Raw genomic sequence first — 13862 nt, 5'->3', positions numbered from 1 at the left:
TGAGACATTGGCGACGGCGTCGCCGTCCCCGGTGTCGTCCTGGCGAAAGCCATGACCCATAACCACCGCAGATCGTTGTTGCGATCGCTTTGGCCGTTAGCGTGCTTCGACAATGCTGACCGGGTAATGGGTCCTGGCTTTCGCCAGGACGACGTGGGGAGGTAGCGTGCGCGACTGCATCAACATCGTCATTGCGAGCGCAGCGAAGCAATCCAGAATCCCTCCGCGGAGGCAGTCTGGATTGCTTCGTCGCATCAGCGCAAAATTGCTTTGCAATTTTGTCGCGAGCTCCTCGCAATGACGGAGTATGTGGCGATAGCGAGCGACTCTCTCGTGTCCCGGACGCGCTGCAACGCGCGAGCGTTGCTGCGCAGAGCCGGGACCCAGCAAGCCAAGCATTCGCTGATGCGTAGGCCCCGGCTCTGCAGCGCACCGCTGAAGGAGCGCTGCGCTGCGTCCGGGGCACGAGAGCGGAGTTTGTCGCGCAACTGTTTCAACGTCATCATTGCGAGCGGAGTCGCAAGGTCTTGTAGCCCGTACTCGCTCAAAGCAAGGCGAGGCGCTCTCCCGCCGCTACTCCTCGCTCGAGGCGGCGGAGCGGTCGTTCAGATGGGCCTGTGACAGCAGGAAGAACAGCGCGCGCTCGCCGTGATATTTGGCGGACGGACGCGTGCGCTCGAACCCGTCCGCAAATATCTTGCCGGACTGGTCGCTCACCTGCCATCGCCAGCCAAACCGCTTGCGCCTCGTTAGGATCACTTCGAACATCCCGACCGGCTGGGCCCCCTGCTCATTGCCGCTGGTGCAGCCGTCGATGGTCTGCGCATCCGGCTCCCCTGGACCGATGCGACATATAACCCAGCGGGATAGAAAGAGAATAAAATTGATGATCGGAATCGGGCATCGTCCACCGGCGTGGTGAACTCACGTGGTTTTCCGGAATAAGGCGCGGATGGCGGGTTTCTTCGCGCCTTGAGACGCGGCCTGGGCGCTACCGCAGAGGTAACAGGAGATGGTGTGCTTGTGCGCCATGTGAGAAGCGGAGGATTTTCCGAGGCGTGAAGCCCAGCATCCGGACCAGACCACCACCGGCGGCATCGCCGCCGAGGCATCACCGCGCGACGACCTCGACTTCGCCGTCGACGCCGTTCACGACGTTGAAACCGCGCTCGTAGACCTTGCCCTCGTTCTTGGCGATGGCGCGGTATTCGCCTTCAGAGAGCACGACGCGCGGAAAGGCGCCGATCGATTCCTTGATGACGTCGCCGCCCGGGGTCAGCACCGACCAGGCGGTGTTGGCGAGCGCCTCTCCGCCCCTGTCGCTGACGAGCTTGAGTGTGATGACGGCAGCGCGGTGGGTGATGGTGACGTCGGTGAGCTTGCCGGCCTGGACGCGGATGTCCGAGCGCACCACCGAATTGGCATCGCCATAGTTGGAGACGATGTAGTAGGTGCCCTCCGGTATCAGCACGACGTCGCCGGCGGCGACGTTCGGTACCAGGGAGGCGCGCTCGCCGGATTCGAACTGGCTGCCCTTGTAGATCGCGAATGAGATCTGATTCTGCGGGATGCGGCTGGTGCCGACCCGGCCTTCGATGCGCAGGCCGCCGGCCGGCAGCACAAAGGATTCGCGGTCGGTCTCGGCCTTCAGGCTGACGGTGCGCACTGCACTGACGAGGCCGAAGGCGACGTGCACGACGTATGTGCCCGGCGGCAGCACGATGTTGGGCGTGGCGTTGCGGTCCTCGCGGATCAGCTTGAAGGTGCCGTTCTCGTCGGGACGGTCGGCGAATACGCGCCAGACCAGGCCGCTGGTGATCGCGGGAGAATCCTTGCCGTATTTCGCGGTCAGCGACAGCACGCCCTGACCGGGCGCGGCCGCATTGAGCGGCGCGGCCGGCGGCACGGAGGTGACTGCGGGCGGCGGCATGCTGGGCGTAACCGGCTGCGCCAGGGTCGGCGGCAGGCTCGGGGGGCCGGCGCCCGGCCCGGAGGGCGGTGCCAGATTGATGGCGCCGCCGGGATCCGGCACCGATGCAGGGGGCACCGGCGGCGGCCGATCGGAGAAAAGCTGCGCCTGCGCGGCGTTTTGGCCAAGGAAAACCGGGCCGAGGGACATGAGGCATGCGGCGAGGATCAACGCCGGCAGCAGCCGAACGCTGCGCCGCCATCCGATGATGCCGTCACCCCCGCGTGTCATGCCCCTGCTTTTCACCGAAAACGCGGCAAATTCAAGCCTCAGGAACCCGATCGAATACGGTCATTGGAACCCGGTTGACGCCTGCGTGATTAGTCCCGAAGCAACCGTCCATCGCCATACTCCTGCCCTGTGCGCTTCCCAAAGCGGCATAAACCATGCTTCGCCGCGGTTCTGGCGGAGCGGCAGTGTGACGCCTAGTCTGGTGATACGGGCCTGGCCCCGGCGTAGGGGAGTTTTTCAGTGCTGGACATCTTGAAGGGTCGGGGCGCGAACGGCTCAAACGGCGAGAAAGTTGGCGAGAAAGTTGGCTTGGGCAGCATCCGCCGGCCGGTCATCGGCCTTGCCCTCGGGGGCGGCGCGGCGCGCGGCTTCGCCCATATCGGCATCATCAGGACCCTGCTCGCCAACGGCATCGTGCCTGACGTCGTGGTCGGCACCTCGATCGGCGCCGTGGTCGGCGGCGCCTATGCGGCCGGCCAGCTCGATACGCTGGAAGAATGGGGGCGCAGCCTGCAAGGCATGCGCAACATCCTCGGCTATCTCGACATCCGCCTCAATGGCTCCGGCCTGATCGGCGGCGAGAAGCTGGCGACCCGGCTCGAGGAAGCCGTCGGCCAGACCCTGATCGAGGACCTCCCGGCCAAATTCGCCAGCGTGGCGACCGAGGTGCGCACCGGCCACGAGATCTGGCTGACGCGCGGCCGCGTGGTCGATGCGATGCGCGCCTCCTATGCGCTGCCGGGCATCTTCTCGCCCGTGCTGATCGGCGACCGCTGGCTGGTCGACGGCGCGCTGGTCAATCCGGTGCCGGTCTCGGCCGCCCGCGCGCTCGGCGCCGAAATCGTCATCGCCGCAAATCTTTCCAGCGACATTTTCACCCATTCCACGACGATCTATTCACACGGCGCGATGCCCACTCCGGTGGCGCCGGTGGCCGAGGAGACGACGACCAAACGGCGTTTCCCGCGGCTGTTCTCGCCCGAGAAGACCATGAAGCGCGAGTTCTTCGGCGGTGGCGGACGCCCCGGCATCTCCTCGGTGATGGTGGATGCGTTCAACATCATGCAGGACCGCATCACCCGCGCCCGCCTCGCCGGCGATCCGCCCGATATGCTGATCACGCCACGGGTCGGCCAGTTCGGCTGGTTCGACTTCCACCGCGCCGAGGATTTGATCGCGCACGGCGTGCGTGCCGCAGAGCGTGCATTGGATTCGATCCAGGAAGCGATCCACGTGCTGGCGCCGCCGCCTGAAGGCGCAGCGCCGACAGTACACGAGTGAAGTCCACTCAGGCGGTCTTGATGTAGTCGCGCAGGGCTTCCTGCTCGGCCTCGTATTCCTGGACGCGGCGCTTGACGATGTCGCCGATCGAGATCAGGCCAACCACCTTGCCATTCTCGATCACGGGCAGATGGCGGAACTTGCCTGTCGTCATCATCTCCATGAGTTCGGCGACCGTATCGGTCTCCTTGCAGGCGACGACCTTGCGGGTCATGACCTCTGCGACCGGCTCCTCCAGGACGCCGGCGCCGCGCTCGCCGAGCACGCGCACGATGTCTCGCTCGGACAGGATGCCTTCGAGCCGGCTCTGGTTCATCACCAGCACCGCACCGATCTTCTTCTCAACGAGCAGCTTGATCGCGGCCGACAGCTTGACGTCGGGCTCGACGCTCATGATCTGATGGCCCTTGGTGTTGAGAATGGAACGTACCGTCATTGTCGTCTCCCTGAATCGGAGCCGTCCGCCATTTGGCGGTTCGGAACTTGTTCGCGAGTCTTCAACTAACAGTTTCAGCGCCGGTTCACGCTCGTGCGCTTTGCGAAGCATTGCTTCGCTTTCGGAACATTCTTCTCGGGAATGATGGATGAATTCGGGCCGCGCCGCAAGCGCCGCTTCAAATTCGGTCTGAAACGTCCTGTGATGACGCATCCGCAGCATCGCTTCGCACGCGCGGCACGGGATCGAACAGCGCGAACAGCAGGAGCCCTGCGAAGAAGCCGCCGATATGCGCCTGCCAGGCCACGCTCGTGGTTTCGGCATCGACGCCGATCGCACCGACACCGAAGATGATGTTGAGGCCGAACCAAACGCTGAGGAAGCCGACGACCCGTCCGTCGCGCAGCGCGCGCGACAGCGGCAGCGCCGGAACCTTTGCGGCGGTATCGGCGTCCGAACGGCTGAACGACAGGAAGCTGCCGCGGGCGAAGGCGAAGCGGATCGCCGCCGCCATCGCCCCCGACACCGAGGCCGAGGCGCCGATCATCGGCGCCACCGCATGCTCATGGGTGACGAGATGGGCGAGCGCGCCGGCCGCCGCCGTCACCGCCATGAACACGAAGAACCTGATGGCGCCGAAGCGCCGCGCCAGCGCACTGCCGAACGGCAGCAACCACAGCACGTTGAAGCCGAGATGGGTCAAATTGGCGTGCAACAGCGAATAGGTGACGAAGGTCCAGACCTTCGCACCCGCCCCGCCCGGGATCTGCAAATTGAGCAGCGAGGAATCGTAGCGCTTCGGGATGAACCCGAAGACGTCGATGGTCCAGTTCTCGATCTCCGGCGGCAGCAGCACCCGCAGATGGATCAGCGCCAGCAGGGCGATATAGGCGGTCAGCGCCACGGGAAGCGTCAGGATCGGCTCGCGCGGCGCCTCCTGGACGGCCGGCAGATCCGGAGAATCCTGCGGCGGAGAATTTTGCGGGGAATCCAAGGCAGCTTCGCTTTCAGGCGCGATCGGAGCGATCCACTTGGAGATAGTCGCCTTTGCCGGCGTTGCGCAAGTGCACAAAAGGAAAAGGCAGGGCCCTGGGAAAGCCCTGCCTGTCCGTGTCGGACTTCCGGTACCCCTGGGAATAAGGTGTATCCCCACCCCTCCCCGCGGTCCCGTGACCAAACTGTTTGACGCAAAAGTACAGGCCTCGCCGAGAACCTGGAAAAACCGGCGGGACTTGCGACCGCGATCACCATAGCAGGCGGGCCGCCGGCGCAAAGCGCATAGTTAATTTAACGTTAACGACGCAAAAGCAGCGCCCAGGGGTGCGAAAACGCCCTCGCGGCATGGACGCTGCAGATCCCCTCCTGCACAACAACGAAAGGGATCGCGGGTGCACTGAAGCGGGACAGGTTTGTGCCGTGAGGATGCGCCCCGGGGTAAGCGTTCAGTCATGAAACATCCGTCAAGCCGCGAGTTCTTCGCGTATTGGGACGACAAGCGCGGCACGGCGCGGGCCCCTGACCGCGCCGACATCGATCCGGCCGCGGTCCGTGACCTGCTCGGCGACATCTTCGTGCTGTCCTGCGAGCAGCACCTCGGCTTCCCGTTCCGCGTCGCCGGCACACGCGTGTGCGCGCTCGCCGGAGGCGATCTCAAGGACCAGAGCTTTACGGCGCTGTTCACACAAGCCAGCCGCGGCGAGATCGAGGAGATCACCACGATTGTCGCCGACGAGACGTTGGGTGCGATCGCCGGCGTCACGGCCACACGCGAGAACGGCAGCAAGGCGCATCTCGAGCTGCTGCTGCTCCCCTTCAATGCCCGTCCGCATACGCCTGTCAGCGTGACCGGCGTGCTCGCTCCGTTCGACGACGAATGCGGCGCGCTCGGCCCCTTCACCCTGAGCTCCTGGCGCTATCTGCATCAGCCGGAGAAACTGCTGCCGCGCGCGATCCGCAAATTGCAGATCGCACGCGGGCTGATGGTGTATGAGGGCCTGCGGTAGATTTCGAAAGCTCCTGCGCAGGCGGTGATCGTGCGATGGATCGTCGCGCGCCATGACCGATTCTGCCGGATTTGCGTCATTCCTGAAATCGTTGCGACCGGATAGCTTCCGCGCCGCGTGAGACGACGAGCGGGTGACATCATGAGCTGGCGCATTCTGGCGTGGACCGCCCTCGGCGGCATGGCATTGCTGGTGGCGATCGGCGGAACCTGGCTGCTCCTGCTGCCGGGTACGCCGGCATCGGGAACCGCGCCTGCGATCTCCAGAGACGAGGCCGAGGCGACGCTGGCGGCGCTGAAACCGCCGAAACGAAAGCGACCCCTGATCGCCATCGTCGGCATCAACGACATGAGCGAGACCACCGACTATCTGATGCCCTACGGCATCCTCGCGCGGGCGAACGTCGCCGACGTCCTCACCCTGGCGACGCAGCCGGGACCTGTCACGCTCTATCCCGCACTGAGGGTGCAGCCGCATGCGACCATCGCCGAGTTCGACGCCGCGCACCCCGACGGCGCCGATTACGTCATCGTGCCCGCGATGAGCCGCGACGACGACGCAGTCGCCCTGCAGTGGATCAGGAGCCAGGCCGGCAAGGGCGCGATCGTGATCGGCGTCTGCGTCGGCGCCACGGTCGTTGCCAACACCGGGCTGCTCGACGGCAAGCGGGCCACGACGCATTGGTATTCCGTACGAGATCTGCAGAAGCATTCGACGATCCGCTATACGGCCGACCGCAGACTGGTCGTCGACCAGGGCGTCGCGACGACCACCGGAATCAGCGCATCCATGCCGATGGCCCTCACCCTGATCGAGGCCATTGCCGATCGGGCCAAGGCCGAGGCGGTCGCCCGCGACATCGGCCTTGCGGCGTGGGATGCGCGCCACCGCAGCGACGCGTTCAGCTTCACGCGCCCCTTCGCGCTGACGGCGATCGCGAACACGCTCGCCTTCTGGAACCGCGAGCAGCTCGGAATCGCATTGACCTCTGATGTCGACGAGGTCTCGCTCGCACTGATCGCCGATGCATGGTCGCGGACCTATCGCTCACGCGCCCTCACCTTCGCCGCCACGGCGCAGGCGCGCACGAGCCGCGGAGGCCTCGGCATCCTGCCGGATCGGATCGCTGACGATTGGCCGGCGCAGCAGGCGCTGCCGGGAGCCGGCACCTCCCCGCCGGCACAGGCGCTGAACGAAACGCTGCGTGCGATCGACGCGCGCTACGGATCGCGCACGGCCGACTTCGTGGCGATGCAGCTGGAATATCCGAAGCCGGATTGATCTCATTCTTAGCGGCGGAATAGATTGGAACGGATCCACATGAGCAAGCCGCGTTGGCGTCGCGCGCGCACGGCCGACCTTGCTGCGATCGGCGCGATCGCGGCGCGCATCCATCCTGATCTTTCCGAGCGCCCTGATGTGTTCGCGGAGAAGATGCGGCTTTGTCCCGATGGCTGCCGCGTGCTCGCGGGGGACGAAGGGATCGTCGGCTACGGGCTCGCCCATCCGTGGAAGCAGCGTCAGATCCCGCCGCTCGACGGCTTCCTCGCAAGCTTGCCCGATGATGCTGACTGCCTCTACGTGCACGACGTCGCCGTGCTGCCCGATGCCCGGGGTGGTGTCGCGCGCGCCTATATCGCGACGATCGAGCAACTCGCACGCTCAATGGGCATTGCGGCTCTCGCGCTGGTCTCGGTCTATGCTACGCGGCCGCTATGGGAACGTTTCGGCTTTCGGCCCGTCACGACGGATGCGGAGTTGCGCGCAAAGCTCGCATGTTACGGTGAAGGCGCGACCTACATGCTGCGCGATCTCGCTGCGACGTGAGCCCCCTCCCCGATCGCGGCTCACGCGGGCGTGAAGCCACCAGTTCGAACCGGGTTCAGGCAGCCTCCGTCGAAGAAACGTGCGGGCCGTTCTGGTCTCGCCGAACCGAGACTGGAGAATGTCCATGAAACTCACGTTGCCGAAAGTTGCCTTGATTGCCTTCGTTGCGGCGACCGCATTCACCGCGACCAGTGCCAACGCCGCGCAGTACCGGACCTACGGCTGCGAGTTCGCCTTCTTCGAGGGCTGCAGCGGCCTGATCGAGACGCCGAGCCAGGGCGGACGACGCACGGTCACCCATCGCGACACCTCGCCGACTTACATGAAGCAGAGCGATCCTCGCTACAGCTCCGCGATGCGTGATGCCGGCGGCGGAGGTGGTGGCGGCGGCGGTGGTGGCCGCTGAACTCACGCCTCTCTCTTCAGATGATGTCGCCGGTGCAATCCGGCGGTATCATTGCCGTCTGAGCTGAACGGCGGACGCTCAGCCTCGCCGTTTCTTCCTCGCCTTCTTTCCCGGCGCGCCCTTCACAGGCCACGGCGTGACCGAAGGCTCCGCGTGGCCCTGCTTGTTCTTATGCTTCTTTTTCTTCCCGAAAAAAGGAGCCTCGCCGAATTTCGGGCCACGCTCGCCGTGAGACTTGCTGCGTGGCTTGAATCCACCTGCCTCGCGCGCGCGATCGCTCTGACGCTCACGGTGATCATCGTCAGGGGCCTCGCGCCGAGGCGCATATGACCGCTGCTCCGAAGCCGCCTGCCGCGGCAGTGCGTCCGCCATCGGCTCGATGCGGATGCTGTCTTCCTTGTCCGGGCGCTTGATCTTGGCGGCGAAGGAATCCGCGACCCGCTCGGAAATCTCGAACTCGGTGGTGGTGTCCATGATCTTGATGGCGCCGATGTCGCGCTTGTCGATGCCGCCGCGGCGGCAGATCATCGGCAGCAGCCAGCGCGCCTCCGCATTCTTGCGCCGGCCGATGGCGGCACGGAACCAAACACTGGCCTCCGCCATGCCATGTTTCGACGATGACTTGCCAGATTTCGATCGCGGCTTGCCGAGGCGATCGCCGCCGCCTTCACCTTCAAACCTGTCACGACCGCGATCGTCGCGCGGCTTGCCGCTGCGCTCGCCGGGATCGATGATGTCCTCGGGCGACGGCAGCCGGGCCCGATAGAGCCGCGCGAGCGCAGCGGCGATATCTTCGGGCGAGCGCTCGGCCAGCAACGCCTGCGCCAGCACCAGATCGTCGGCGGTGGTGTCCTCGGTGAACAGCACGTCCTTCATGCGCGCGTGATCGAGCTTGCGGATGTCCTCCGCCTGCGGCGCCATGCCCCAGGCCGCCTCGATGCCGGAGAGATTGAGCAGCAATTCCGCGCGCCGGCGTCGTGCCGGCGGCACCAGGAGGACGCTCGTGCCCTTTCGTCCCGCACGCCCGGTGCGGCCCGAGCGATGCTGCATGACCTCGGCGTCATTGGGCAGATCGGCATGGATGACGAGGTCGAGGCTCGGCAAATCGATGCCGCGGGCGGCGACGTCGGTCGCGACGCAGACGCGGGAGCGTCCGTCCCGGAGCGACTGCAGCGCCATGGTGCGTTCGTTCTGCGTCAATTCGCCCGACAGAGCGACCACGGAGAAGCCGCGCTCCAGCAGCGCTGCCTGCAAATGCCTGACGGCTTCGCGCGTGCTGCAAAACACCAGCGCGCTCGGCGCCTCGTAGAAGCGCAGCACGTTGACGACCGCGTGCTCGACGTCGGCAGACGCGATCCGGATCGCGCGGTACTCGATGTCGGCGTGACCGCCTTCGTCACCCGCGACCTCGATGCGGAATGCGTCGCGCTGATATTGCCTGGCCAGCGCGACGATGCCGCGCGGAAACGTCGCCGAGAACAGCAGGGTGCGGCGCGCCTCAGGCGTGGTCTCGAGGATGAATTCCATGTCCTCGCGAAAGCCGAGATTGAGCATCTCGTCGGCCTCGTCGAGCACGACCACCTTCAATTCGGAGATGTCGAGGCGGCCGCGACGCAAATGATCGCACAGCCGGCCGGGCGTGCCGACGACGATATGCGCGCCGGCCGCAAGCTCGCGCTGCTCGCGCCGCGGATCCATGCCGCCGACACAGGAGACGACGCGCCCGCCGGCATGCCCATACAGCCAGGCCAGTTCGCGTTGAACCTGCAAGGCGAGCTCGCGGGTCGGCGCCACGATCAGGGCGAGCGGTGCGCCGGCCTGGTCGAACCCCTCGGCCTCGCCCAGCAAGCCCTTGGCCATGGCAAGGCCATAAGCCAGGGTCTTGCCGGAGCCGGTCTGGGCCGAAACCAGGAGGTCGCGCCTGGAGGTTTCGTCCGTGAGCACGGCGAGCTGAACGGGAGTCGGGGAATCATAGTTCCGCTCGGCCAAAGCTCGGGCGAGCGGCGGGGTCAGGGCCGGAAAAGACACGAGATGGAGAACCTTGGTTGATTCAGGCGCGCAAACGGTGGACCGGCGGACCTGAGCTGCATGCGCGGCAAACGGCCCGACCGCACGCGGGATTTGATCTGGGCGCTCTTTACGCCAAGCGCTCAGAAATCACCATGCCTGTGATGCATGGCTTTGCAATGAGAACCGCGCCTGAAGGTTGCAGCGGATTTTTGCGGCCACCTCGACTAAGCTGAAACACAACCGGATCCCAAGGGAATGACCGCGTGACGTCCTCCGCCAAACGCAGCTGCGGCGATTGCACGCTTTGCTGCAAGTTGATGGCCATCGAGGCGCTGGCCAAGCCGGTTAATGCCTGGTGCTCGCATTGTCAGCCCGGCCGCGGCTGCGCGATCTACGCTGCGCGGCCCACCGAATGCGAGGACTTCGCCTGCCTGTGCTGGAAGCCGAGCCGCTCGAAGCTCGTCGTGACGACGTCGGGGGACGGCGTCGAAATCCGATGCGACCCAGGCTCGCCCAACGCCTGGCGCAAGGAGCCCTATGCCGGAGACATCCATGCATGGGCGGTCGAAGGCGAAACCAACGACATGACGGTTGTCGTGATCATCGGCCGGCGCATGATCCTGGTCACGCCGGACCGCGAGTTCGATCTTGGAATTGTCGGCCCCGACGAACGAATCGTGCGCGAGCTGGAGGGCACGAAGGTGGTGGGTGCGACGGTGGTGAAGGAGAACGAGCTCGGCCGCGGCTAGCGAGTGCACAAGCACGACACCGACGATTTCCCTGTCGTTGCGAAGGGGCGCCTGGCTCGGATCTAATCCCTGGAGGTCGCCAGCTTGCTAAAGCTCCCGACCAACTTCGCAACACTGTCTCTCGCTGCAAAGCTCAAGGCGCGGATGGCGCGCCAAGCTTCGGTTGCCTGCAGCCACGCCTTCATTTCGGTGAACTTCCCGTATGTCCAAGCGAATGCCGGAATCCGCATCAGCTTGTCCCGCGTGAGATGGAACAGGCGCTCGACCAGCACGAGCTTGAGCAGTTCACCGACGATCAACGTCGCCGCGCCGCTCAGGACCTGGCCAGTTGCGGCAAGGTAAGCTGCCAGCGGCTTGATCGGCTCCAGAATGATGACTGGCACGGAAAACAAGGCCAGCGAAGGATAAGGCGGCAGCGACCTGATCCAGGCCCGCAATCGCTCGAATTGGAAGTTCCGCCCAAGCCAGAGCGCGATGGGCCGCGCAACGGCCATGAAGACCGCGTCCACCAGGAAGTAGATGACGGCCAGGACGTAAGTGACGGGTTTCAGAATTCGCTTCACGGCACCTCTCCCGTGAACTGAAATCCGGAACTAGGGCCTAAGTTTCACCGCGGCGTGAAGAGTTCGCGGATTCCCGATGGAACTTTTTGGGCTGTTCAGATCTCCGCATAGACCTCCAGCAGATTTCCGTCGGGGTCGCGGAAGAACAGCGTGCGATGACCGAACGCCTGGTTCGTCGGCGGCGACAGCAGCGCCACCCCCTGCCGCACGAGTTCGTCGGCGCACGCATCAACTTCAGTTGCCGACACCTTGAAGGCCAGTTGCAGCGAAGCGCTCCCCGTCGGCGTCGGCGCATCGGCCGCGGTCCGGCTCGGCCTTGCCAGCGCCAGCGTGTTGCAGCCTATGCCGTACTCGATCCAGTTCGGCGAGAGCTCGCGCAGCAGCGGAAAGGCGAGAACGTCTTCGTAGAAGCGCCGCATCGCCGCCATGTCGCGCACGAAGATGACGGTGTAGTCGATCGCGCAGATGGCGGTGAAGGGAGAGCGACGGCGCGGGGTTGGTTCGGTTGTTTGTTCGCTTGACATCTCGTCCTTCATTCCAGCCCGACGCGTAGCCCGCATGGAGCGAAGCGGAATGCGGGGCAACTCCATCCACAAGCACCCCGGATATCGCTTCGCTCATCCGGGCTACAATATTTTGCGAAGTTTGCGAGACTTTATCTCAGCAGCCCACCACCATAGCGCAGCTCATAGAGCGGCGCGCTGTCATCCCGCGCAATCGTCTCGGCACCGTGGAAGCGATCCAGTGCGCCTTCGACCTCGTTGCGGTAGACCATGCCGCTCTGTTCGAACCGGCGCGGTCCCCGATAGGGCTCGTCCGCGTTTACGGCGAGCAGCGCCTGGCGCAGGAATTTGTAGATCGCGAGGAAAGTGTCCCGATCTCTGATCTCCGCACGTGCGCCGCCGCTGTAGCTCATCGACCAGATGATGCGATCATCGCGCGACACGGTCTCCTGCCCGACGAAAAACCCCATGCCGAAATAGATATCACGATAGGCATAAGGCGGCGCGCGGTGCTCGAGCTGTTTGGAGCCCGCGAGCAGCGGGACGGCGATAGTCGCATCGTCATCCAGCCCGGCATAGGTGCGCCGCTTGGCTTCGACCAGGAACGCGGCGAGATCGTGGGGGACGGAGGACATGACCTACTCCACCAGCTCCGGCCACGGCACGATGGTCGACTTCACCGTCTTCATCGCCATCGCGTCCTTGACCGCCTGCGCGACGCCCGCTTCCGTGAACGGATAGATGGTCTGCATATTCAGCCACGGATACTTGTTGCGCGTGCGGTAAAGCATGTCGACGCCGAGCGGCAGGTCGTTGCCGGTAAACCCCCAGGAGCCGAGGTGCAGATGCGGTGCCAGGAGGTCTCGATCGAGCCGGCGTCGGTGAACTGACCCATCTCGACATAGGTGCCGCCGTCGCGCAGCATCTCGATGCCTTCGGGGCCGGCCGAAGGGTGTCCCGAACAATCCATCACCAGGTCGGCGCCAAAGCCGCCGACGATCTCGCGCACCCGGGCAATGCGCTCCTGCGGCGATTTGATCTCCTCGATGTTGACAGTCGCCTCCGCGCCGAACTCGCGCGCGAGGCGAAGCCGCGGCTCCTCCGGCGCGCCGATGCAGATTACCCGCCCTGCCCCCATCTCCTGCGCGGCCGCGATCGCCAGAATGCCGATCGGCCCCGAGCCCTGGATCACCACCGTGACGCCCCAGCTGAAACCGCCGGCGCGGCTGGCGCGGTTGAAGGCGCGGATGCAGGACGTCAGCGGCTCGGACAGCGCACCCAGCCGCAGCGACATGTCGTCGGGCAGCTTGTAGATTTTGGTGCCCGGCAGCATGTCGAGATCGACATAGACATATTCGGCCCAGCCGCCCCACATGTGAGGTGGCTTCTCGAAGCCGAGATAGCGGCCGTAATAGACCGGCGTCAGGCACTTGTTGGCTGTCTGCGGATAGTGGATGCAGTAATAGCAGCGTCCGCAAGGCATCAGCGGCGGGATCATCACCTTCGAGCCGACTGTAAGCGGCTTGCTCATGAAGTCCTCCGTGAACTCGTCGCCGCATTCGACGATGATGCCGCCGAGCTCATGGCCGAGCGTGAACGGCCAGGGCAGCGGCTTCGGCCAATGTCCTTTGAGAATATGCAAATCGGTACCGCAGACCCCGCAGGCGCCAACCTTGATCAGCGCCGCCTTACGGCCGACCTTCGGCCACGGCACGGTGCGGATGACGGGCTCCGAGCCCGGCCCTGCATGGGTGCAGACGCGGATGGATTCCATGGCTGTTTCCTCGATGCCCGTCTGTTATGATTGATTGGTGCGGGCTGAAGCGAAGCGTATGTGAGATGCGGGCTGGTGCCAAGCGGGCAGCCTCGTAGCCCGCATGGAGC

At 65.0% G+C, this 13862-nt stretch carries 14 protein-coding genes and 1 pseudogene; 6 read left to right on the top strand and 9 right to left on the bottom strand.

Annotated features, from left to right (window positions below; all coding sequences use genetic code 11):
• Nucleotides 1-573: 573 nt before the first annotated feature.
• A complete protein-coding gene (locus XH85_RS18980) occupies nt 574-768 on the bottom strand; it encodes a hypothetical protein (protein ID WP_128933025.1) in 195 nt (64 codons plus the stop codon).
• Between the two features lie 343 nt (nt 769-1111).
• Nucleotides 1112-2200 (bottom strand): hypothetical protein, encoded by a 1089-nt coding sequence (locus XH85_RS18975; RefSeq protein WP_128933024.1) that lies wholly within the window; start codon nt 2198-2200, stop codon nt 1112-1114.
• A gap of 240 nt (nt 2201-2440) precedes the next feature.
• Between XH85_RS18975 and XH85_RS18970 the strand changes: the two genes are divergently transcribed.
• Complete coding sequence (locus XH85_RS18970; protein WP_128933023.1) at nt 2441-3481, top strand: patatin-like phospholipase family protein; 1041 nt, start codon at nt 2441-2443, stop codon at nt 3479-3481.
• Between the two features lie 7 nt (nt 3482-3488).
• Here XH85_RS18970 and XH85_RS18965 read toward each other — a convergent pair whose 3' ends face one another.
• Complete coding sequence (locus XH85_RS18965; protein ID WP_128933022.1) at nt 3489-3917, bottom strand: CBS domain-containing protein; 429 nt, start codon at nt 3915-3917, stop codon at nt 3489-3491.
• 178 nt (nt 3918-4095) lie between these two features.
• Nucleotides 4096-4911 (bottom strand): rhomboid family intramembrane serine protease, encoded by an 816-nt coding sequence (locus XH85_RS18960; RefSeq protein ID WP_128933021.1) that lies wholly within the window; start codon nt 4909-4911, stop codon nt 4096-4098.
• A gap of 454 nt (nt 4912-5365) precedes the next feature.
• On the opposite strand from XH85_RS18960, the gene XH85_RS18955 reads away from it, so the two are divergent.
• The 4 genes from XH85_RS18955 to XH85_RS18940 all read left to right on the top strand — a co-directional run bounded on the left by XH85_RS18955 (nt 5366) and on the right by XH85_RS18940 (nt 8153).
• On the top strand, nt 5366-5920 hold the full coding sequence (locus tag XH85_RS18955) for a PAS domain-containing protein (protein WP_128933020.1): 555 nt from the start codon (nt 5366-5368) through the stop codon (nt 5918-5920).
• A 141-nt stretch (nt 5921-6061) separates the two neighbouring features.
• Nucleotides 6062-7201, top strand: a complete 1140-nt coding sequence (locus XH85_RS18950) for a DJ-1/PfpI family protein (protein ID WP_128933019.1) — start codon at nt 6062-6064, stop codon at nt 7199-7201.
• Between the two features lie 39 nt (nt 7202-7240).
• Nucleotides 7241-7747, top strand: coding sequence for a GNAT family N-acetyltransferase (locus XH85_RS18945; protein WP_164940298.1), 507 nt, complete (start codon nt 7241-7243; stop codon nt 7745-7747).
• A gap of 124 nt (nt 7748-7871) precedes the next feature.
• Nucleotides 7872-8153, top strand: coding sequence for a hypothetical protein (locus XH85_RS18940; RefSeq protein ID WP_128933017.1), 282 nt, complete (start codon nt 7872-7874; stop codon nt 8151-8153).
• Between the two features lie 78 nt (nt 8154-8231).
• Here the strand turns inward: XH85_RS18940 and XH85_RS18935 are convergent, their stop codons facing one another.
• Complete coding sequence (locus XH85_RS18935) at nt 8232-10181, bottom strand: DEAD/DEAH box helicase (protein WP_128933016.1); 1950 nt, start codon at nt 10179-10181, stop codon at nt 8232-8234.
• A gap of 245 nt (nt 10182-10426) precedes the next feature.
• Between XH85_RS18935 and XH85_RS18930 the strand changes: the two genes are divergently transcribed.
• Nucleotides 10427-10912: a hypothetical protein gene (locus tag XH85_RS18930; RefSeq protein WP_128933015.1), complete on the top strand. Its 486-nt coding sequence runs from the start codon at nt 10427-10429 to the stop codon at nt 10910-10912.
• A gap of 62 nt (nt 10913-10974) precedes the next feature.
• On the opposite strand, the gene XH85_RS18925 is transcribed toward XH85_RS18930, so the two are convergent.
• The 4 genes and pseudogenes from XH85_RS18925 to XH85_RS18910 form a co-directional block, all read right to left on the bottom strand.
• Nucleotides 10975-11475: a hypothetical protein gene (locus XH85_RS18925; protein ID WP_128933014.1), complete on the bottom strand. Its 501-nt coding sequence runs from the start codon at nt 11473-11475 to the stop codon at nt 10975-10977.
• 95 nt (nt 11476-11570) lie between these two features.
• Nucleotides 11571-12011, bottom strand: a complete 441-nt coding sequence (locus tag XH85_RS18920; RefSeq protein WP_128933013.1) for a VOC family protein — start codon at nt 12009-12011, stop codon at nt 11571-11573.
• Between the two features lie 119 nt (nt 12012-12130).
• Nucleotides 12131-12613 (bottom strand): DUF5680 domain-containing protein, encoded by a 483-nt coding sequence (locus XH85_RS18915; RefSeq protein WP_128933012.1) that lies wholly within the window; start codon nt 12611-12613, stop codon nt 12131-12133.
• A 3-nt stretch (nt 12614-12616) separates the two neighbouring features.
• A pseudogene (locus tag XH85_RS18910) lies at nt 12617-13752 on the bottom strand (zinc-binding dehydrogenase).
• Between the last annotated feature and the right edge of the window lie 110 nt (nt 13753-13862).

Source organism: Bradyrhizobium zhanjiangense (genome assembly GCF_004114935.1).
Lineage (GTDB): Bacteria > Pseudomonadota > Alphaproteobacteria > Rhizobiales > Xanthobacteraceae > Bradyrhizobium > Bradyrhizobium zhanjiangense.
Note: the sequence above shows the minus strand (reverse complement) of the source record. Positions and strands in the feature narration are given on the sequence as shown.